Source organism: Tsukamurella sp. 8F (genome assembly GCF_029167375.1).
In the GTDB taxonomy this organism is placed as follows: domain Bacteria; phylum Actinomycetota; class Actinomycetes; order Mycobacteriales; family Mycobacteriaceae; genus Tsukamurella.
Genome location: NZ_JARFTP010000006.1, coordinates 82,525 through 102,978, shown reverse-complemented (window position 1 = coordinate 102,978; position 20,454 = coordinate 82,525). Strand labels below are relative to the sequence as shown.

Genomic DNA, 20,454 nt, shown 5'->3' with positions numbered 1-20,454 from the left:
CCGTCCCGAGTGGCCTCGATGGTCAGGTCGGCCAGTGGCGCGGATACATGGAGCGGCGCCGCCGCATCGCACGCGACGAGGTAGACGAACTCGAAGCGCACCTGCGGGACTCGATCGATGCCCTCGGCGCGCGGGGGCTCGACGACGACGAGGCGTTTCTCGTCGCCATCAAGCGGATGGGATCCACCGATGCCGTTGCGCGCGAATTCGCACGTGAGCACTCGGACAGGCTGTGGAAGCAACTCGTGCTCGACGCGGCTCCCGAACACTCTGGGCGGCATCACGAGTCGGTCGTGGTCCTGGCGCTGGGAGCGTCGGCCGGCGTGGCCACATGCATCGGTGTGCACCTGCTCGGCGACGCAGTCCCGCGCTTCCTGGCCCTGTTCGTCCTTCCACTCCTAGCGGCCTACTTCGGCTGGAAGCGGGGCACACCGGCTCGCGTCGCGCTCCTGTCTGGAACCGTATTCGCCGTTGCCGCAGTGGTTCTCGCGGTATATCCCTTCGTGCGTGGCGGCAGCACGGAGGCGCTGGCGGCCATGCACGCGCCCGTGCTGCTGTGGCTCGTCGTAGGGGTCTTCTACACGGGCGGCGCGTGGCGATCGTCTCCGCGGCGGATGGACTTCGTCCGGTTCACCGGCGAGTTCGTGATCTATTACGCGCTCATCGCGCTGGGTGGCGGAGTGGTGTGCGCCCTGACCATCAACTCGTTCCACGCGATCGGCATCGACGCAGAGGCGTTCTTCCAGGATTGGCTGATCCCAGGCTGTGCGGCAGGCGCCGTGCTCGTGGCGGCATGGCTGGTCGAGGCCAAACAGGACGTCATCGAGAACATGGCACCAGTCCTGACCAGGATATTCACGCCCGTCACCCTCACGATGCTGATCGCCGTGCTGGCGGCATTCGGCGTGCATCCCGGCCTGATCGGCGTGGATCGCGACCTGCTCGTGCTGATGGCCGGCGTGCTCGTTCTGGTGATGGGGCTACTGCTGTACGCGATCTCGGCGCGCGATCCGCGTCGGCGCCCCGATCTGTTCGACGGACTCCAGGTGGCGCTGGTGGTGGCGGCCGTCGTGGTCGATCTGATCGTCCTGCTGGCGATGGTGACCCGCACCGCCGAGTTCGGGACGTCGCCCAACAAGGCGGCCGCGCTCGGGCTGAACCTGCTTCTGCTGGTGAGTCTCTCGTGGTCGGCATGGTTGGGCATCGGCTTCGTGCGAGGACGGCGCAGGTTCGATGAGCTCGAGAAGTGGCAGACCGCGATGCTTCCCGTGTACGCGGTCTGGGCGGCGGTGGTGGTCGCCGGGTTCGGGTGGTTGTTCGCGTTCTCCTGACTGTCGATCACAGGTCCGATGGGCGCAAGACGCTGACCGCGAAGTCGGCGCCTTCGTGCCACGGCTTGACGTCCCAGGTGGCGAGGCGGAGATCGATCCGCAGGCCCGCCTGCTCGGCGTAGGCGTCGAACCGCTGCGGTGTGAGACCGCGGTCGACGTGGAAGCCGACCACGGCGAAGCCGTCCTGCGTCAAGTGGTCGCGGAAGCGCTGTAGGACTCGCGTCTCGGTCCCCTCGGCGACGAATACCATCACGTTGCCGGCGCACACGATCGCGTCGAACCGCTCGCCCAGGTCGAGCTCGGCGAGGTCGCCGACCAGCCACCGCGGGCCGGGGTGATCCTGTTCGGCGGCCTCGATGAGCTTCGGATCCACATCGACGCCCGTCACCGTGTGGCCGCGGCTGTGCAGGTAGCCGCCGACTCGGCCTGGTCCGCACCCTGCATCGAGGATCTTCGCGTTGCGCGGGACCATCGCGTCGATCAGGCGGCCTTCGCCGTCCAGGTCTGCTCCGCCGGCGGCCATCTTCCGGAATCGCTCGATATACCACTCGCTGTGCCCGGGCTTGGTGTCCGTTATCCACCGCGGTTCTGCCATACCCCGACGCTACCCGGCGCTTCACGTCACCAACCGAGCTCTGAGAGCGCCTATCCCGCTATATGGCGGGATAGGCGCTCCCAGGCTTCGATTCGCGACGGCGGCCGGCGGTCTATGCGTCGCCGACGGTGCGTAGCCTGGGCGCCATGGCGATGCGAAGTGCAGAGACGGTGCAGACGGCGCCGATCGTGGCGGTGGGGCTGATCGGCGGGTACCTGGCGGCGCGGGAGACCGGCATCCGGCCGTTGGGCGGCGTGGTGCTGGCCGCCGCCGGCGCCTACGCGGGACGCAGCTGGCTGGTCAAGGGTGGGCCGGCGACCGCCGCGGGGCTCGCCGCCGTATACCTCGGTGGCTTCGGCGCGTCGCATCCTCTCGCCAAGAAGATCGGCGCCTGGCCCGCGGTGTTCGCGGTGGCGACCGCGTCTGCCGCAGCCTCCTACACCCTGTCCGACAGGCGCTGATCGGCTCGATAGCTCGCGGGGCTCGTGCCCTGCACGCGGGTGAACGCCGTACTCAGCGCGAACGGCGTCGCGTAGCCCACTCGCTCGGCGATCGCGGTCAGGGGTAGGTCCGTCTCGGTCAGCGCGTCCGCGGCGAGCGCGATGCGCCAACGGATCAGGTAGTCGCCGGGCGGGCACCCGACGTGTGTGCGGAACCGGGCCGCCATGGTCGCGCGGGACACATGCACCGCGTCGGCCAGGCGGTCCAGCGTCCACGGCTCCGCGGGCGCGCCGTGGATGAGGTCCAGAACTCCCGCCACGACCGGATCCGTTGTGCCGGAGAGCCACCCGGAACCGGAATCGGCGGCAGCGCGGACCGCCATGCACACGATCAGGTCCAGCAACCGGTCGACGACCATGCCGTGCCCGGCACCCGGCTCCGTGAGCTCCCGCCGCAGCAGGTCCAGCAGCGCGGGGTCCACGGCTCCGGGAGCGAGTACGGCGAGGTCGGGCAACGCGGCAGTGACGTGGTCGCCGACCATCGAGCGCGCCTCGTACGTGCCGATCAGCAGTTGATCGGGGCCGTCGTCGGCGTTGCCCCAGGTGAGCAGACCGCGCGCATCGGCCTCGCGAATTCCGCTGCCGGGCATGGGCTCACACACCTGGCCCGGGCCTATGCGCACCGTCGGCGCGCGTTTCGGCTCGTCGGCGACGAAGTACCGGCGGCCGTGCGCCAGGAGCGCGACCGTCCCGGGCTCGAGGAGCGCCGGCGGCTCGGTCGAATGGACCAGCCACGTCGAGCCCGTCGTCGCGGCGACCACGGTGAGTGGGGCGCGATCGTCGACGTCCACGCACCAGGGCGGTCGCATGGAGACGTGCAGGGAGAACACGCCCTGCGCCCGCGGGCCGCTCACGAACCTCTGTAGCGGGTCCATCCCTCGAACATAGACGATCTGATATGCGACCGAGTGGAACAGCTATGGGATCGTCCGACCGCCCGCGGCAGTGTGCAGGTATGACACTTCGATGGATACTCGCCGGGACCGCGCTGGCGAATGCGGTGCTGGCCGGCTTCTACTTCGCATACGCGACCGTGATCTCGGCGCAGCGCTCCGCCGAGCCGGCGCAGGCCGCGGCGGCTATGGTCCGGATGAATCAGTCGGTCGAGCGGGCGCCGTTCCTGCTCCTGTTCGCCCTCGCGGCTCTCGGTGGCCTGGTGTCGGCGGTCTGGTCGCTCGCTGCGGGCCACCGCAGCGGCGCAGCGTTACTGGGCGCCGGCGGCGGAGTGGCGGCCGTGCTAGCCGCCGTCACCACCATCGCGGTCAACGTTCCACTCAACACGCGGATCGAGGCGGGGACGGCGTCCTGGTCCGAGTTCGTCGCGACGTGGGGGCCGTGGAACGCCGGCCGTGCTGCGCTGTGCGCGCTGGCTGCGCTCGGTGCGTTGGCGGGCGCCTGGAGATGAGAAGAGAACGGCGGGCCCGCAACGCAATGCCGCGAGCCCGCCGTGGAATCCGTTGTCAGCGTTGACGGTCCAGATTGGCCATCTTCAGTACGTCGAGCCGGCGGTCGAGCTCCTCCTCGGACAGCTTTTCTCCGATCAAACCGCGGTCGATCACGGTCTGGCGGATCGTCTTGCCCTCCTTGAGGGCCTGCTTCGCGACCGCCGCAGCCTCCTCGTAGCCGATCGCCGAGTTCAGCGGCGTCACGATGGACGGCGACGACTCCGCGAGCGTGCGCAGCCGATCCTCGTGCGCCTGCAGACCCGCGATGCAGCGGTCGGCGAACAGTCGGGACACGTTGGCCAGCAGCTTGAGCGACTCGAGCACGTTGCGCGCCATCATCGGGATGTACACGTTGAGCTCGAAGGCGCCCGACAACCCGCCGACGGTGACCGCGGCATCGTTGCCGATCACCTGCGCGGCGACCTGCGTGACCGCCTCGGGCAGAACGGGATTGACCTTGCCCGGCATGATCGAGCTGCCCGGCTGCAGGTCCGGAAGGGCGATCTCGCCGAGTCCGGTCAGCGGTCCTGAGCCCATCCAGCGCACGTCGTTCGCGATCTTGGTCAGCGACACCGCGACGGTCTTCAGGGCGCCCGACAGCTCGACGAGCCCGTCGCGCGCTGCCTGTGCTTCGAAGTTGTCCTGCGCGAGACCGAGCGCGTCGACGTTCGTGAGCTTCACCAGCTCGGCGACGACCTTGGTGCCGAATCCGTCGGGGGCGTTGAGGCCGGTGCCGACGGCCGTGCCGCCGATCGGCAGCTCGCCGACGCGGGGGAGCGTCGACTGCACGCGCTCGATGCCGGCCTGAACCTGGCGGGCGTAGCCGCCGAACTCCTGGCCGAGGGTCACCGGAACGGCGTCCATCAGGTGTGTGCGGCCCGACTTGACGACGGTGCGCCACTCGCCGGCCTTGGTGGCCAGGGCCTCCTGCAGATGCTGCAGTGCGGGAACGAGATCCGTTGCGGCGGCCTCGGTGGCGGCGACGTGCGTCGCGGTCGGGAACGTGTCGTTGGAGCTCTGTGACATGTTCACATGATCGTTGGGGTGCACCTCCACGCCGTTCGTCTTGGCGATCGACGCGATGACCTCGTTCGCGTTCATGTTGGAGCTGGTGCCCGAGCCGGTCTGGAAGACGTCGATCGGGAACTGGTCGTCGTGCTTACCGTCCGCGATCTCCGTCGCCGCAGCGATGATCGCGTCCGCCTTCTCGGCATCCAGCAGCCCGAGATCCTTGTTCACCTGCGCGCATGCGGCCTTGAGCAGACCCATGGCGCGGATCTGGGTCCGCTCGAGCGGGCGGAAGCTGATCGGAAAGTTCTCGACGGCGCGCTGGGTCTGCGCCCGCCACAGCGCGGCCGCGGGAACGCGTACCTCGCCCATGGTGTCGTGCTCGATGCGGTACTCGGTGTCGTCGGTCATCTTCTCTGCGACGCCTCCTCTTGTGATGGGGGGTTACTTGCTGAACATGGGCGCGTAGGTGCGCAGCTTCGTGAGCCGGTGCGTCGCGTCGACCATCCGGACGGTGCCGGAGCGTGAGCGCATCACGATGGACTGGGTGGTGGCGCCGTCGGCGCGGTATTTCACGCCGCGGAGCAGATCGCCGTCGGTGACCCCGGTGGCCGCGAAGTAGACGTGCTCGCCTCGCACCAGGTCCTCGGTGCCCAGGACCACCGTGGGATCGATCCCGAGGTCCGCGAGCCGCGTGCGCTCGACGTCCGACGACGGTGCCAGGGTCGCCTGGATCTCGCCGCCCATGCAGCGCAGCGCTGCTGCGGCGATGATCCCCTCGGGTGTCCCGCCGATGCCGACCAGGATGTCCGTCTTGGCCTCCGGGCGCGCGGCTGCGATGGCACCTGCGACGTCGCCGTCGGAGATGAGCCGCACAATGGCGCCGGTGGCGCGGATGTCGGCGATCAACCGCTCGTGCCGGGGCCGCTCCAGCACCGTGCAGGTGACGTCGGTGACCTTGATGGACTTCGCCTTGGCGACCTTCGCGATGTTGTCTGCGATAGGCGCGTTGATGTCGATGACGCCTGCGGCCTCGGGGCCCACGGCGATCTTGTTCATGTAGAAGACGGCGGACGGGTCGTACATCGCTCCGCGCTCGGCGACCGCGAGGACCGCGATCGAGCCGGGCATGCCCTTCGCCATCAGGGTCGTGCCGTCCACCGGGTCGACCGCGACGTCGGTCTCGGGGCCGCTGCCGTTGCCGACGAGTTCGCCGTTGTAGAGCATGGGCGCCTCGTCCTTCTCGCCCTCACCGATCACGACGACGCCCTGCATCGACACCGTCGACACCAGCTGCCGCATCGCGTCGACCGCGGCGCCGTCGCCGGACTCCTTCTGCCCCCGGCCCACCCAGCGGCCTGCGGCCAGCGCGCCCGCCTCAGTGACGCGGACCAGTTCCATCGCGAGGTTGCGATCCGGGCGTACCGGCTGGTGCTCCGTCGAATCGGCGTCAGACATCTTCCAACCCTCTCGGCCGTGCGCGTTCGGCCCCCGTTGGCCGGGTGCGGCTTCATCCTCCGGCGATTCTTCCATGCCTGCCGACCGCCCCGCGGGCCGGGCGACCTCGCCGACGGGGGATACTGGCGGGGTGGCCGACAAACCCCGACTACTGCAGAACTCCCGCGACCTGGCGCTGACGATCATTCCACTCCTCGTGCTGGCGCTCATCGTCCTGTTCGCCTCGGGGAACTTCCAGTTCGGTTTCGGGGCCAACCCGAAGGACAGCAAGCTGCCCGCCGTCGACGCGCAGGGAACGCTCACCGCGGTGGCGCATACCACGCCGTTCCCGGTGCGCGCCCCGGCCGGCCCGGGCGTGACGAAGGCCGTCCCCGACGGCTGGAAGGCGAACTCGACGTCGCAGGCTCAGCTCGGCAGCGGCCAGAACGTCGTCAACGTCGGCTACCTGCCGACGGACCAGACCTTCCTGCAGCTCTCGCAATCCGATGGCCCCGCGGACTCCTTCGTTCGATACCTGCTGGGCGCGACGACGAAGCAGGCGGGCACGATCCCCGTCGGCGACCGCACGTGGCAGGTGTACGGACCGGGCGGCGACGGCCGCAATGCGTGGCTCCTGCCGCTCGACGGCGTCACACTCGCTCTGTCCGGCTCGGCCACCGTGCCGAGTTTCGAACAGCTCGCAACCGCCGTCCAGGACCAGGCGCCGCTGGCGCGCTAGTCTTCGGAATCGCTTGCGGCGATGGCCTTCTCGATGCGCTCACGAGCGCCCGCGAGGTGGTCCTCACAGCGCCGGGCGAGGGCTTCGCCGCGCTCCCACAGCCGCAGCGACTCGTCGAGATCGAGGCCGCCACGCTCGAGGATCTGCACGACGCCCGCGAGCTCGTCGCGGGCCTCCTCGTAGCCGAGGGTCGCGACGTCCTTCTCCTCCGGATCGCTCACTGTTGCTCCTCCTGGGCTCGGGTTGTGGGTATCCGATCCACGCCCATGACGGCGGCGCGTGCGGCACCGTCGGGTAGGCGGATGCGAAGCTGCGTTGCGGGCGCGAGCTCGTCGACGGACCGCACGACGGGGCTGTCACCCTCGGGCGTGACCCGCTGCACGATCGAGTAGCCGCGGGCCATCGTCGCCGCGGGACCGAGCGCGGAGAGCCGCGCGGCCAGGTGCCCGACGGTGGAGCCCTCCGCGTCGATCAGGCGGGTCACGTCCCGTCGCGCGTCCCGGCGCAGCCTCGCTACGTCGTCGGCACGGGCGTCGACGGTACGCATCGGGTCCGCCAGCACCGGTCGTGAGCGGAGCGCGGCGAGGACGTGGGTCTCGCGCGCCACCCACCCGCGCAGTGCCGTGCGACTGCGCTCGCGCAGCTCCCTGACGCGGGTGGACTCGGCGGCCACGTCGGGCACGACCTGCTTGGCAGCGTCCGTGGGGGTCGCGGCGCGGACGTCGGCCGCGTGGTCGCAGAGCGGATTGTCCGGCTCGTGACCGATCGCGGAGACGATCGGTGTGGTCGCGGCGTGGATGGCGCGGCACAGGGCCTCGTCGGAGAACGGCAGAAGGTCCTCCACGCTGCCGCCGCCGCGTGCGAGCACGATGACGTCTACATCCGGGTCGCGGTCGAGGGCCCGCAGCGCGTCGAGCAGCTGTGGCACGGCGTTCGGCCCCTGCACGGTGGCGTACTGCGTGCGGAACCGCACCGCGGGCCAGCGGGACTCTGCGATGGAACGCACGTCGCGCTCGGCCGCGCTGGCCTTCGCCGTCACGAGTCCAACGGTGCGCGGCAGGAATGGGAGGGGCCGTTTGACCCGCGGGTCGAACAGGCCCTCGGCGTGCAACAGCTGGCGCAGGCGTTCTATGCGGGCGAGCAGCTCGCCGATTCCGACGGCGCGCACCTCCGTGACGCGCAGAGACAGCGACCCACGGCCCGTCCAGTAGCTGAACTTGCCGCGCATGATCACCTGGGTGCCCTCGGTGAGTGGAACCTCCGAGCGGTCCAGGACTTGAGGATTACAGCTGACCTGCACCGACATGTTGGCGGACGGATCGCGCAGCGTCAGGAACGCCGTGCCGGTACCGCGGCGGTTGAGCTGCGTGATCTGGCCTTCGACCCAGATCTCGCCGAGCCGGTCGATCCACTGCGCGATCTTCATCGCGACCACGCGGACCGGCCACGGATGCTCGGGTGAGCTGGGTCCGGCGCCCTGTGGCGAGGTCACCTTCTCGCGCGCTCCAGGCGGTTCTCGATCATCGTCAGGAACGGCGGCCGCGCGCGGTTGGCCTTCTCGTATGCGAGCAGGTCGCGCAGGTCGTCGGCGCCCAGGGATCCGACGCGGCCGCGCAACTGCGCGAGGGTCAGCTCGGTGTAGTCCAACCGCGTGACGACCGCAGGTGCGTCCACCTGCGGTTCGGCCTTCGGTTCCGGGCTGCTGGGTTCCGCGGGCGGCGAGCTGTAGAGCGCGTACCGGCCTGACGGCGGTCCCGCATCGAACGTCGGCTTCTCCTCGCGCTCCGGCGCGGCCGGGGCGGCGTCGGCTTCTGCCAGTGCCGGCGCGTCCGTGTCGTCGGCCACGTCGGGTACCGATTCCGGGTCGATGACGGTCACGGTCGTCTGCCGTACGGGCAACTCGACCTCCACGTCGTCCTCGTCGTCGAAGGTCGCCCAGGCCGGCTTCTCCTCGGGTGCGGTGGGGAACAGGGCGTCGATGGCCTCGTCGCCGCGCACAGCGAGGCCTGCGATGTCCTGCTGGACCCGCAGGAACGCGCTCGCGCTCTTGCTGCCGACGACGAGGGGCGCGCTGACGGCGCCGGTCACGAGCTCCTGGCCCTTCTCAGCGGCGACGGCGACCGCGCCGACCGCCACACGGACGACAAACGGGAAACGGCTCATCCGTCTAGGGTGCCTCATCGGCGCGGCGAGGGGGCGCTCAGGTGCCGTAGCCTTTATGGCATGAGTTCAGCCAAGCGAGTCCTGCTGGCCGAGCCGCGCGGCTATTGCGCGGGCGTGGACCGGGCCGTCGAGACCGTCGAGAAGGCGCTCGAGAAGCACGGCGCGCCCGTGTACGTGCGCAAGGAGATCGTCCACAACCGGCACGTCGTCGACACGCTGCAGGAGAAGGGCGTGATCTTCGTCGACGAGACGGACGAGGTACCCGAGGGGTCGCTGCTGGTGTTCTCGGCGCATGGCGTGTCGCCCGCGGTGCACGCCGGCGCGGCCGACCGCAGCCTGCGCACGATCGACGCTACGTGCCCGCTGGTCACCAAGGTGCACCAGGAGGCGAAGCGGTTCGCCCGTGACGACTACGACATCCTGCTGATCGGTCACGAGGGTCACGAGGAGGTCGAGGGCACCGCGGGCGAGGCGCCCGAGCACGTGCAGCTCGTCGACGGACCGGACGCGGTGGAGTCGGTCTCGGTGCGCGACGAGGACAAGGTGATCTGGCTGTCGCAGACCACCTTGTCCGTCGACGAGACGATGGAGACCGTGCGGCGACTGCGGGAGAAGTTCCCCAATCTGCAGGACCCGCCCAGCGACGACATCTGCTATGCGACGCAGAATCGGCAGGTCGCGGTGAAAGCGATGGCGCCTCGCTGCGATGTGGTGATCGTGGTCGGCTCCAACAACTCGTCGAACTCTAAGCGGCTCGTCGAGGTCGCGCTGCAGGCGGGCGCGCGGACCTCCCACCTGATCGACTTCGCCCGCGAGATCGACGAGGCGTGGCTCGAGGGTGCGGAGACCGTGGGCGTCACATCCGGTGCGTCGGTTCCCGAGATCCTGGTGCGCGGCGTGGTCGACTACCTCGCCGAGCGGGGCTTCGGCGAGGTGGAGACGGTCACCACCGCGAACGAGACGCTGGTCTTCGCGCTGCCGCGAGAGCTGCGGCCGCGCACCCGCGCGTAGCGGCATATGACCACGGAGCTGCCGGAGGAGTTCTTCTCCGACGGCGATGCGTTCTACCGCTGGCTGGAGCGGAATCACTCGTCGTCGCCCGGGCTGTGGCTGCGTATCGCAAAGAAGCATGTCGACGTCGCGAGCATCGATTACCCGGCCGCGCTCGATGCGGCTCTGTGCTTCGGCTGGATCGACGGGCAGGTGCGCCGCGTCGACGAGGACTACTTCCGGCAGCGTTTCACGCCGCGGACCCGGCGGTCGTCGTGGTCGCGGCGCAATCGCGACCACGTCGCGCGGCTGACGGCCGAGGGCCGGATGCGACCCGCGGGGCAGGCTGCCGTCGACGCTGCGAAGGCCGACGGGCGGTGGGACGCCGCGTATGCGGGCCCAGCGGCGGCGACCGTGCCACCCGACCTACAGGCCGCGCTCGACGCCCGACCCGGTGCCCGCGACTTCTTCGCCGGGCTGACGTCGCAGAATCGGTACGCCGTCCTCTACCGCGTCGAGACGGCCAAGCGGGCCGACACCCGCGCGCGACGGATCGCGGACCTGGTCGACATGCTGGAACGCGGCGAGACGTTCCACTGACGACTCAGTCCTTGTAGCGGTGCCGGCGGATCTCGCGGCGGGGCGGCTCGGGCGCCTGCTCCTGGTCCGCGAAGTCGTCGTGGAAGTTCTGATCCGGCTCGCCGCGGTAGCGGGGGGACCTGTAGTGGTCGTAGCGGCCGGGACGCTCGGCTCGTGCAGCCTCCCGGCTCGAATCGGGTCGGATCGGCTGTGGTGCGTCGGGGCGCTGGCCACGGGCGCGGTCGAGATCGCGGGCTTCGCGGCGGTAATCCCTGGCGCGGTCCTCGGGCGCTCGGCGGCGGCCGCCGCGGCCTTCGGAACGGCCTTCGTCATCGCCCCGGCGCGAAGCGGGACGGGGCGGGGCTTCGTCGCGTGCGGGCTCCGACCCGACGGGGAACGGGCGCGGGGCCACCGGGCGGCGGTCGCCCTCGCGACGCGGGTCGCCGGCGCGCGGTTCCCGGCGCGGCGCTGGACCAGGCTCGCGAGGATCACTGCGCGGCGCCTCCGAGCCGCGTGGACCGGGGCCGTACGCGCGGCCGCGTGCCGCCGCTCCTCGGGGTTCGGCAGGGCGAGGATCCGCCGAGCGTCCTCGTGGCTCGCCCGGGCGGGAGACGCGGGACTCTGGCGGGCGCGGGACACGGGACTCCGCGGCACGGTCGGCGCGCGGAGCGGCCGGTCGGCCGCGACGGTCGCCCCTGGGCTGCGACTCCGGGTTACGGCCGGGCCGCTCCCACGCGGGCGGCTCGTCGCGCACCGGGGGGACGATCTGGGTGTCCGCGAGCCCCGGAGGAACGATGCGGTGCGGCCGCGTGCGAGGCGCCTCCGCCTCGGACAGGTCACGGGGCCGACGGGTCGGCCGGTCCGAGTGCGGCCGGCCGGAGGACGCGGCTTCGCGGCCGTCGCGAGCCATCGCGGTCCGCGCCCGCTGGTGCTCGTCGCGTGCGCCGCGGCGGTCGCCTCCGCGGCGGGGCCGGTCGGTCTCGCCGGACGCGGGCCGGGCGTCGCGCCGCTCGTCGGGCGTGCGGTCGGCGCCCAGCCTCCGCAGCCTCGCCAGCGGGGACTCGGTGGACTTGGGCTTACGTTTGGCGTGGGACGGTGCCTTCTCAGCGCGCCCTCCACCCGATACCTCGGACTTCGCGGAGCGGCGCTGGGGACGGGCCTCGGAAGTCCCTCCCGCGCTGCCCGCAAGAGCAGCGCCCGCGACTGCGGTGGCCGCGCCACCCGCCACGCCGGCGGCGACGGTCGCAGGGCGCCGGGCACGGCCTGCGGCGGTCGAGGGGACGGTGCGGGAGGAGCTGCGCCCGCTCTTGGGCTCGGCCTTGGCCGCGATGTCCTTGAGCCGCAATCGTGCAGACGCCGGGGCCGATGCCGGCTTGCCGCGCGCAGCCGATCGGGCCGTGTGCGTGGCAGCTCGGTAGAGGACCCAGCGCGAGATCCCGATGACCGCCGTTACGACCGTGATCCAGAACATCCACGGGAACAGCCGCACCAGTGGCAGCGCCACGTCCAGCACGATCTTCGCCGCCGACGATGAGCTGTCATCCGACAGAGTCAGCCAGTTGTACAGCGGGATCGTGAGCGCCATGAACAGGGGCGGCTGGACGATCGCGGTGAACAGCGCGCGGTTGCGTATGACGAGCACCGCGACGATCGCTCCGATTGCGATGCATACCGATCCGATGTGCCCGCCCGAGACGGCGGCGGACAGCAACGCCCCGAGCGCGGTGAACGCCGCAAGGGTGAGGATCGCGCCCCACCAGGGCAGTCCAGGCACTGTGGCCAGGACCGACCGTTCATCGATCGGTACCTGGGAGCGCGACGGTTGGAACTTCGACACACATGAACCGTACCGGTTAACCGCGGGAGAACTCTGTACCCGCCACCGTGGGGACCGCGCGTGGCCTCGTGTGGATACCTTCATGTTCCTCAATCGCCCGATTCGGCATGGAATCGAGGTCGGCGAGGCGACGGGCTGTGACGGCGACGCGCGCGTTGTAGGAGCCGACCGTCGTGTTGAATGCGTCGACGGTGCGGGTCAGCGCGGTGCCCAGGCCTGCGAAGTGATTGTTCACGGTCTCCAGCCGGTCGCCGAGTTCCTTGCCCAGTGCGTGGATCCGCGCGGCATCCTCGGTGAGAGCGTGTTGCCGCCAGGCGAGGGCGACTGCACGCAGCATGGCGACGAGGGTCGTCGGAGTGGCGAGCGCCACGTTGCGCTCCAGCGCGAACTCGAGCAGTTCGGGGTCGACCTCGAGCGCGGCGTCGAGGAACGGTTCGGCCGGGACGAACATCACCACCAGCTCCGGCGATCCGAAGGCGTCCCAGTACCGCTTCGACGTGAGTGCGGTGACGTGGGAGCGGACGTGGCGGGCGTGGTCGGCGAGCAGCGCTGGCCGCTCGGCCGCGGGGGCGTCGACCGCGTCGAGGTACGCGTCGAGAGGCACCTTCGAATCGACGACCAGCTCGCGCCCGCCGGCTAGATGCACCACGAGATCCGGCCGGATTCGCGATTGCCCGTTCTGCGCCGAGACCTGAGTGCTGAAGTCGCAGTATCTGGACAGGCCCGAGAGCTCCACGACGCGCTGCAGTTGCAACTCACCCCACCGACCGCGCACCTGCGGCGAACGCAGGGCGGAACGCAGCGACACCGTCTCGGCGCGGAGCTGATCGGATGTGCGGGCGACGTTCCCGATCTGTTCGCGCAGCCCGGCGAATGCGGCCACCCGATCGCGCTCCGCTGCCATCAGGTTGCGACCGAGGGCGTCGACGGTCTGCCGGAGCGGCATCACCAGCGAGCCGATCGCCCCGCCGAGCTCGGCGGCCTGCACGGGTTGCGGCCCGCGGGCTGCAACCCGAGCGTGCGCGAACCAGCCGACGATCGCCCCGATCAGGAGTGTGATCGTGGCGACGAGTAGGCACACGGTGTTCATGCCTCGTTGTCTACCGCGACCCACCGACAGGTTTCGGTCGGTGCAGGTGACGGCGCTACGCGCGGTTGAGGACGACCGCCTCGCGGACCAGCGCGACGAGGGCGTCGTCGGCGAGCGGCTCGCCCTCGCGGATATCGATGGCCCGCCGCGTGCCCGCGTCGAGGCTCGCGTTGAACAGCCCCGTCGGGTCGGGGAGGGACGCGCCCTTGGCGAACGTCAGTTTCACCTTGTCCTTGTAGGTCTCGACGGTGCAGATCAGCCCGTCGGCCGAGAAGGTGGGCACACCGTCCGGATTGGACGCCTTCTTCCACTTGGCCTCCTCGACGACGTCGGGCTCGGCCTCGTTGATGAGGGACCGCACCTTGTCCACTAGGTGCGTCCTCCAGTCTCCGCTCATGGCACTCATGTCTACTCCGTCGCAGGAGAGGCGATGGGCGCATCCTCGGGTTGCCCGTCGTCGGGGGCGGGGTGTGCGAGGTCGGCACCGTCGTCGACCTGCGCGTCGACGCGTTCCCCGAGGTACCGCACGAGGACGGCGACGGAGGCGGCGACGGGCACCGCGAGGAACGCACCGACTATGCCGAACGTGGTCCCGCCGAGCGCTACAGACAGCAGCACGACCGCCGGGTGCAGGTCCATGGACTTGGATTGCAGCATGGGCGACAGCACATTGCCCTCGAGCTGCTGCACCGCGATGACGACCGCGAGCACCGCGAGCGCCGTGCCGAAGCCGCCCGACACGAGGGCGACGAGCACCGCGAGGGCGCCGGCGACGAATGCGCCGACCATCGGGATGAAACCACCGATGAACGTCACCACGGCCAGGGCGTACGCGAGCGGGACGTCGAGCAGGACCAGGCCGAGCCCGATGAATACCGCATCGATCAGGCTGACGAGCGCCTGCGTGCGGATGAACCCACCCAGGGTCTGCCATACGCGCCGCAGGACCTCTGAGACGTGACCGCCCGCCGGGTCGCCGACGGTACGGCGGAGCCAGGGCAGGAAGCGGTCGCCGTCTTTGAGGAAGAAGAACATCAGCATGAGCACCATCACGACCGTGACCACAGCCGACGTCGCGGCACTGACGCCGGTGAACACGCCGGAGGCGATCGACTGGGCGCTGGACTGCAACTTGGAGGTTATGGAGTCGCCGAACTGACTGATCTGCTCGTCGCCCAGGTTGAGCGGCGGACCCTGAACCCACTTCTGCACATGCTGCACACCGGTCGAGGCCTGCGTCGCGAGTTGCTGCGACTGGCTCACTACCGATGGCGCGATGGCCCCGATGATTCCCGCGAGCACTGCGAGCGCCAGGATCATCGTGACGGCGGTCGCGAGTGCGGGCGGCAGGCGCCAGCGCCGCAGGCGGTCCACGAGTGGCCACAGGACGGTGCACACGATCACGGCCAACAGCACCGGAAGGAGGACGCTCCACAGCATCCCGATCACCTTCGACAGCACCCACAGCAGCGCGGCGATGGCGACGATACGGACGCTCCACATGGCGAGCCAGCGACCCGACTTGCCGTATACCGCTCCTCGTGTCCGGTTCACGTGGCCGATCGTAGTGCGCTTCCGCGGACGGCGTGGTTCCACAGGTGCATGCAGGCATAGGACGCCCAGGGACTCCAACGGTTCTCGGCGAGATCGATGCCGAGGGACGAGGCGGCTCTGCGGATGACGAGGTCGGTGTCGAGCAGCGTGTCCGGATCCGCGAGCAGCCGCATAGCGACGTAGTGAGAGGTCCACGGACCGACGCCGCGCAGGGCGAGAAGGCGGGTGCGTGCCTCGTCGCGGGTGAGGCCTGGATGCAGATCGACGGTCCCGTCCGCGAGGGCTGCCGCCGCGGCCACGATCGCCTGGATCCGCGCGCGGGGCCCTGTCAGGATCTCGGCGCCGCGATCTGCGACCGCGCGGGCGGTGGGGAACGCACGCGTGATCCCCGGGCCGTCGACGGCGTCCCCCAGCTCGACCGCGAGCCGTGACTGGTGCGTACGGGCTGCCGCGACAGAGATCTGCTGTCCGATCATGGTGCGCAGCAACAGCTCCGATCCGTCGATACTGCCGAACAGTCGGATACCGGGGCTCCGGGCGACGAGGGGTGCGAGTACCGGATCGGCGGCGAGGGCGGCGTCGACAGCCTCCGGGTCGGCATCGAGATCGAGTAGGTGGCGAAGTCGGGCGACCGCGGCAGGGAGGTCGCGCAGGTCGGCAAGCCGCAGGTTCGCGAGGACGAATCCACTTGCTGCTGTGGCGAGTTCGACCTCGGCCACGGCGGGGCCGCGCGGCAGCGGCAGGGTGCGGGTGTACACCGTGCCTGCGAGGTGCTCGACGCCGCTCACGGCGTGAGATCCGAGGAACCATGTGCACCAGTCGATGTCGTACGGAGGCCGCAGCGCGAGCCGGAGGGTGATCTCGCCGGGCGGGCTGTCGCGGTGCCGGGTGGCGCGGAGCCTTCCGGGCGGGACACCGAAGACCTCGCCGATGGTGTCGTTGAACTGCCGGATGGAGTTGAATCCTGAGGCGAAGGCGATGTCGGAGAACGGCATCGATGTCGATTGTATGAGGATCCGCGCCGTCGTCGCGCGGTGCGCGCGGGCTAGGGCGAGCGGCCCGGCGCCGAGTTCCGCCGTCAGGACCCGGCTCAGCTGACGGCTGCTGTATCCGAGCCGGGCCGCGAGGCCCCCGACACCGTCGCGATCGACCACGCCGTCGGCGATCAGGCGCATGGTGCGGGCCGTCAGATCGGACTCGCGATTCCAGCGTGGCGAGCCCGGTACCGCATCCGGGAGGCACCGCCGACACGCGCGGTACCCGGCGGCCTGTGCCGAGGCGGCGGTGAGGTGGAAGCTGACGTTCTCCGCCTTGGGTGTTCGTGCCGGACACGAAGGTCGGCAGTAGATCCCCGTCGTTCTGACGGCCGTGACGAACTGCCCGTCGAACCGCGGGTCTCGGCTGGCGATCGCCCGGTAGCAGGAGTCGAAGTCGAGTGTTGTCGCGGCGATCACGGGGTCCACTCTGGCATCCGAACCTCAGGTGCGCTAGCGGGAATCGGACGGGCTAGCAGCACCTCGCCGTCACGGCGCCCTCGTGTCTGGCCCGCCAATACTCTCGTTCGCTGAGCACGGACTCGCCGGGGTGATCCCGCCGGCGGTGCTCGACGTAGCGTGCGTAATGGGTGTCGCCCATGACGTCCCCCACGTACCGGACGACCGCCCGGAGTGCGCGGATCACCTTCGTGCTCCATGGGTCTCGGTCTGCCGGGCGCCGGCCCAGGCGTGCTGGACAGTGCGTTCGTGCTCCGTCGGAACCAACCCGCTCGGGGCGAACAGGTGGCTGGGCTCGGGCGGATCCTCGGTGAGCGGACGGCCACGTCCCTGCAGCGTCCGCGCGACGGCGTAGATCCCGGCAAGGAAGACTGCGAGAACCATGAGCGCGAACACGATCGAGAGTGTGCCTTGGATGAAGGTGTTGCGGACCACGGCGTCGATCGCGGCGGGCGTCTTCGCGGAGCGGAAGCTCTCCTTGCCGGCGTGGGCCGCCGCGGCGTACTGGCTGTGCTGCTTCCAATAGCCCACTGTGGGGTCGGACGAGAAGATCTTCTGCCACGACGCTGTCATGGTGACTGTGAGATCCCAGGCCAAGGGCGCCAACGGGATCCACACCCACCTCAGATAGCCCTTCTTGACGACGATCACTGTGACGAGCGTCAGTGCGATCGCCGCTAGCAGCTGGTTGGCGATGCCGAACAGCGGGAAGAGCGTGTTGATGCCGCCCAGCGGGTCGGTGACGCCCATCAGCAGGATCGAACCCCACAGTGCCACCACGACGAACGAGGCCGCCCATGCGCCGGGGCGCCAGCTCGGGTCGCGGAGCTTGCGGAACGGACCTCCGAAGTTGCCGAAGGCGTCCGAGATCATGAAGCGCGCCACGCGGGTGCCGGCGTCGACGGTGGTGAGGATGAACAGCGCCTCGAACATGATCGCGAAGTGGTACCAGAAGGCTTTCAACCCGCTGCCGCCGAAGACCCGATGCAGTACCTCTGACATCCCGAACGCGAGCGTGGGCGCCCCGCCCGTGCGGGACACGATGGTGGACTCTCCGACGTCCTTGGCAGCGGTGGTGATCTGATCCGCGATGATCGGGTCACCGTGCAGCCCGAGGCCGTTGACGTAGGCCGCGGCGGTATCGGCCGCGCCGCCCGTCTTGGCCGCGGGAGCGTTGATCGCGAAGTAGAGGTGCTGGTCGATTATCGAGGCGGTGACGAGGGCCATTATCGCGACGAACGACTCGGTGAGCATGCCGCCGTAACCGATGATCCGCATCTGCCCCTCCTTCTCCAGCAGTTTGGGTGTGGTGCCCGAACTGATGAGGGAGTGGAAGCCCGAGAGCGCTCCGCACGCGATCGTGATGAACAGGAACGGGAACAGCGCACCCGAGAAGACCGGCCCCGCGCCGTTGTGTGCGAAGTCGGTGACCGCCGGCGCCGACATCACGGGCCGGGCGATGACGATGCCGATCGCCAGCAGCGCGATGGTTCCGACCTTCATGAACGTCGAGAGGTAGTCGCGGGGCGCCAGGAGCAGCCACACCGGGAGTACCGATGCACAGAAGCCGTAGATGATGATCGCCCACGAGAGGGCGACCGGGGAGAGGCCGAACCACGATGCACCCCAGGACGTCTCGGCGACGTACCGGCCGCCGACGACCGCGGCGAGCAGCAGCACGACCCCGATCAACGACACCTCCGAGATGCGGCCCGGTCGCAGGAACCGCAGGTACAGGCCCATGAACAGAGCGATGGGAATGGTTGCGGCGATGGAGAACACGCCCCACGGGCTCACCGCGAGTGCCTGCACCACCACGAGGGCGAGTACCGCGATGAGGATCATCATGATCGCGGTGATGCCGATGATGGCCGCGGCTCCGCCGACGGCGCCGAGCTCGTCCCGCACCATCTGCCCGAGCGAGCGTCCCCGTCGCCGGGTCGCCACCCACAGCACCAGATAGTCCTGCACGCAACCCGCGACGAGGGCACCGACGATGATCCAGATCGTGCCGGGGAGATAGCCCATCTGAGCGGCGAGGACGGGGCCGACGAGCGGACCCGCGCCGGCGATCGCGGCGAAATGGTGGCCGAACAGGACGCGGCGATCCGTGGGCATGTAGTCGGTGCCGTTGTCGAGGATCTCAGCCGGGGTCGCGCGGTCATCGCGCGGGCGGACGATCTTCATCTCCACAAGGCGTGCGTAGAAGCGGTAGCCGACGACGTAGCTGCATACGGCGGCGAGCACGAACCAGATCGCATTGACCGACTCGCCGCGCTCGAACGCGATGACCGCCCAGGCGACGGCCGCGATCAGCGCGATCCCGCCGAAGACGACCTTGTGACGCACGGTGATGGGGCTGCGGTCGATGATCGCTACCGGCGGCTTGTCGGCGTCGGTGCGGATGTAGGTGACATCGCCGTCGCGCTCTTCGAGCGGCGCTGCTGGTGCTGACACTCCGGGACCTCCGGGTTCGGGTCGTTGGTTGTGCTCGGCGTGGTCGAATCGTCGCATCGATGGCCGGCCGGTGGGGCGGAATGGATCGGCTTCCCGGCGGGCGGGATCCGGCCCGTAGACTGGCCGGTCGTGAGCCTTACCCTCGGAATCGTCGGTCTGCCCAACGTCGGCAAGTCCACCCTGTTCAACGCCCTCACCAACAGCGAGGTCGAAGCCGCGAACTACCCGTTCGCGACCATCGAGCCCAACGTCGGCGTGGTCAACCTGCCCGACCCGCGCCTGGACCGCCTGTCCGACATCTTCGGCTCGGAACGCATCCTGCACGCGACCGTGTCGTTCGTCGACATCGCCGGCATCGTCAAGGGCGCGTCGGAGGGCGAGGGCATGGGCAACCAGTTCCTCTCGAACATCCGCGAGGCCGACGCGATCTGCCAGGTGGTGCGCGTGTTCACCGACGACGACGTCGTCCACGTGGCCGGCAAGGTGGATCCGCTCGCCGATATCGAGGTCGTCGCCACCGAGCTGATCCTCGCCGACCTGCAGACCATCGAGAAGGCGTTGCCGCGGCTCGAGAAGGAGGCGCGTAAGAACAAGGACCTCGCCGAGGTCTTGGAGGTGGCTCGCGCTGCGCAACTCGTGCTCGAGGACGGGCGTACGCTGTTCGCGGCCGGGTTCGACACCGCCCCCATCCGCGACCTGCACCTGATGACCGCGAAGCCCTTCCTCTACGTCTTCAACTCCGACGAGGGCGTACTCACCGACGAGGCCCGCCGCGCCGAGCTGGTCGCGGCGGTCGCTCCCGCCGATGCCGTGTTCCTGGACGCCAAGATCGAATCCGAGCTGCTCGAGCTCGAGCCTGAGGACCAGACCGAGATGCTCGAATCCATCGGCCAGTCCGAGCCGGGACTTCACGCGCTGGCGCGGGCCGGCTTCCACACGCTCGGCCTGCAGACCTACCTCACCGCGGGTCCCAAGGAATCGCGCGCCTGGACGATTCGCAAGGGCGACACCGCCCCCAAGGCCGCCGGAGTGATCCACACCGACTTCGAGAAGGGCTTCATCAAGGCTGAGATCGTGTCCTTCGCGGACCTCGACACCGCCGGCTCGATGGCCGCCGCCAAAGCCGCCGGCAAAGTGCGGATGGAGGGCAAGGACTACGTCATGGCAGACGGGGACGTGGTGGAGTTCCGCTTCAACGTGTAAGCGTGGCATCGCGCTGATCGCAGCGCGGGCGGC

21 protein-coding genes are annotated in these 20,454 nt (G+C 69.8%); 7 read left to right on the top strand and 14 right to left on the bottom strand.

Translation table 11 applies throughout. The features are described 5' to 3' along the window. The first annotated feature begins 47 nt into the window (after positions 1-47). Entirely contained in the window at positions 48-1,331 is a 1,284-nt protein-coding gene (locus P0W64_RS06725) for a permease prefix domain 1-containing protein (RefSeq protein WP_275479416.1), read from the top strand. A 7-nt stretch (positions 1,332-1,338) separates the two neighbouring features. Here the strand turns inward: P0W64_RS06725 and P0W64_RS06720 are convergent, their stop codons facing one another. Further along, positions 1,339-1,926, bottom strand: a complete 588-nt coding sequence (locus tag P0W64_RS06720) for a class I SAM-dependent methyltransferase (protein WP_275479307.1) — start codon at positions 1,924-1,926, stop codon at positions 1,339-1,341. A gap of 146 nt (positions 1,927-2,072) precedes the next feature. Between P0W64_RS06720 and P0W64_RS06715 the strand changes: the two genes are divergently transcribed. Continuing rightward, entirely contained in the window at positions 2,073-2,387 is a 315-nt protein-coding gene (locus tag P0W64_RS06715; protein ID WP_275479306.1) for a hypothetical protein, read from the top strand. Here the strand turns inward: P0W64_RS06715 and P0W64_RS06710 are convergent. After that, the gene (locus tag P0W64_RS06710; protein WP_275479305.1) at positions 2,363-3,301 is read right to left on the bottom strand and encodes an AraC family transcriptional regulator; all 939 of its coding nucleotides are present in this window, start codon (positions 3,299-3,301) and stop codon (positions 2,363-2,365) included. The two genes, P0W64_RS06715 and P0W64_RS06710, sit on opposite strands and share 25 nt — an antisense overlap. 80 nt (positions 3,302-3,381) lie before the next feature. Here P0W64_RS06710 and P0W64_RS06705 point away from each other — a divergent pair, with 80 nt between their 5' ends. Beyond that, positions 3,382-3,831, top strand: a complete 450-nt coding sequence (locus tag P0W64_RS06705; protein WP_275479304.1) for an anthrone oxygenase family protein — start codon at positions 3,382-3,384, stop codon at positions 3,829-3,831. Between the two features lie 55 nt (positions 3,832-3,886). On the opposite strand, the gene P0W64_RS06700 is transcribed toward P0W64_RS06705, so the two are convergent. Next, positions 3,887-5,290 carry a class II fumarate hydratase gene (locus P0W64_RS06700; protein ID WP_275479303.1) on the bottom strand — a complete coding sequence of 468 codons (1,404 nt, stop codon included), beginning with the start codon at positions 5,288-5,290 and terminating at the stop codon, positions 3,887-3,889. A 33-nt stretch (positions 5,291-5,323) separates the two neighbouring features. Beyond that, positions 5,324-6,337 (bottom strand): class II fructose-bisphosphatase, encoded by a 1,014-nt coding sequence (gene glpX, locus P0W64_RS06695; RefSeq protein ID WP_275479302.1) that lies wholly within the window; start codon positions 6,335-6,337, stop codon positions 5,324-5,326. A gap of 130 nt (positions 6,338-6,467) precedes the next feature. Between glpX and P0W64_RS06690 the strand changes: the two genes are divergently transcribed. Next, entirely contained in the window at positions 6,468-7,055 is a 588-nt protein-coding gene (locus P0W64_RS06690; protein WP_275479301.1) for a DUF4245 domain-containing protein, read from the top strand. Here the strand turns inward: P0W64_RS06690 and P0W64_RS06685 are convergent. The 3 genes from P0W64_RS06685 to P0W64_RS06675 are packed head-to-tail and all read right to left on the bottom strand — an operon-like array spanning position 7,052 to position 9,218. Beyond that, positions 7,052-7,276, bottom strand: coding sequence for an exodeoxyribonuclease VII small subunit (locus tag P0W64_RS06685; RefSeq protein ID WP_275479300.1), 225 nt, complete (start codon positions 7,274-7,276; stop codon positions 7,052-7,054). The two genes, P0W64_RS06690 and P0W64_RS06685, sit on opposite strands and share 4 nt — an antisense overlap. After that, a complete protein-coding gene (xseA, locus tag P0W64_RS06680; RefSeq protein ID WP_275479299.1) occupies positions 7,273-8,547 on the bottom strand; it encodes an exodeoxyribonuclease VII large subunit in 1,275 nt (424 codons plus the stop codon). The genes P0W64_RS06685 and xseA overlap by 4 nt, the downstream gene beginning before the upstream one ends. Further along, complete coding sequence (locus P0W64_RS06675; protein ID WP_275479298.1) at positions 8,544-9,218, bottom strand: lipid droplet-associated protein; 675 nt, start codon at positions 9,216-9,218, stop codon at positions 8,544-8,546. The genes xseA and P0W64_RS06675 overlap by 4 nt, the downstream gene beginning before the upstream one ends. A gap of 60 nt (positions 9,219-9,278) precedes the next feature. On the opposite strand from P0W64_RS06675, the gene P0W64_RS06670 reads away from it, so the two are divergent. Together P0W64_RS06670 and P0W64_RS06665 are read left to right on the top strand one after the other, a co-directional pair. Continuing rightward, complete coding sequence (locus P0W64_RS06670) at positions 9,279-10,229, top strand: 4-hydroxy-3-methylbut-2-enyl diphosphate reductase (RefSeq protein WP_275479297.1); 951 nt, start codon at positions 9,279-9,281, stop codon at positions 10,227-10,229. A 6-nt stretch (positions 10,230-10,235) separates the two neighbouring features. Then, positions 10,236-10,808, top strand: a complete 573-nt coding sequence (locus tag P0W64_RS06665; RefSeq protein ID WP_275479296.1) for a YdeI/OmpD-associated family protein — start codon at positions 10,236-10,238, stop codon at positions 10,806-10,808. A 4-nt stretch (positions 10,809-10,812) separates the two neighbouring features. On the opposite strand, the gene P0W64_RS06660 is transcribed toward P0W64_RS06665, so the two are convergent. From P0W64_RS06660 to P0W64_RS06630, 7 genes are read right to left on the bottom strand one after another with little or no spacing between them, the layout of a single operon-like run. Then, positions 10,813-12,624, bottom strand: a complete 1,812-nt coding sequence (locus P0W64_RS06660) for a DUF6542 domain-containing protein (protein ID WP_275479295.1) — start codon at positions 12,622-12,624, stop codon at positions 10,813-10,815. 16 nt (positions 12,625-12,640) lie between these two features. Then, complete coding sequence (locus P0W64_RS06655) at positions 12,641-13,714, bottom strand: DNA recombination protein RmuC (RefSeq protein WP_275479294.1); 1,074 nt, start codon at positions 13,712-13,714, stop codon at positions 12,641-12,643. Between the two features lie 55 nt (positions 13,715-13,769). After that, positions 13,770-14,111 (bottom strand): DUF1801 domain-containing protein, encoded by a 342-nt coding sequence (locus tag P0W64_RS06650; RefSeq protein WP_275479293.1) that lies wholly within the window; start codon positions 14,109-14,111, stop codon positions 13,770-13,772. Between the two features lie 11 nt (positions 14,112-14,122). Beyond that, the gene (locus P0W64_RS06645) at positions 14,123-15,217 is read right to left on the bottom strand and encodes an AI-2E family transporter (protein WP_275479415.1); all 1,095 of its coding nucleotides are present in this window, start codon (positions 15,215-15,217) and stop codon (positions 14,123-14,125) included. A gap of 47 nt (positions 15,218-15,264) precedes the next feature. Further along, entirely contained in the window at positions 15,265-16,722 is a 1,458-nt protein-coding gene (locus tag P0W64_RS06640) for an AlkA N-terminal domain-containing protein (RefSeq protein WP_275479292.1), read from the bottom strand. Between the two features lie 52 nt (positions 16,723-16,774). Further along, positions 16,775-16,948, bottom strand: coding sequence for a YbdD/YjiX family protein (locus P0W64_RS06635; protein ID WP_275479291.1), 174 nt, complete (start codon positions 16,946-16,948; stop codon positions 16,775-16,777). Beyond that, on the bottom strand, positions 16,945-19,218 hold the full coding sequence (locus P0W64_RS06630; RefSeq protein ID WP_275479290.1) for a carbon starvation CstA family protein: 2,274 nt from the start codon (positions 19,216-19,218) through the stop codon (positions 16,945-16,947). The genes P0W64_RS06635 and P0W64_RS06630 overlap by 4 nt, the downstream gene beginning before the upstream one ends. 129 nt (positions 19,219-19,347) lie before the next feature. On the opposite strand from P0W64_RS06630, the gene ychF reads away from it, so the two are divergent. Beyond that, positions 19,348-20,421: a redox-regulated ATPase YchF gene (gene ychF, locus P0W64_RS06625; protein WP_275479289.1), complete on the top strand. Its 1,074-nt coding sequence runs from the start codon at positions 19,348-19,350 to the stop codon at positions 20,419-20,421. The last annotated feature ends 33 nt before the right edge of the window (positions 20,422-20,454 follow it).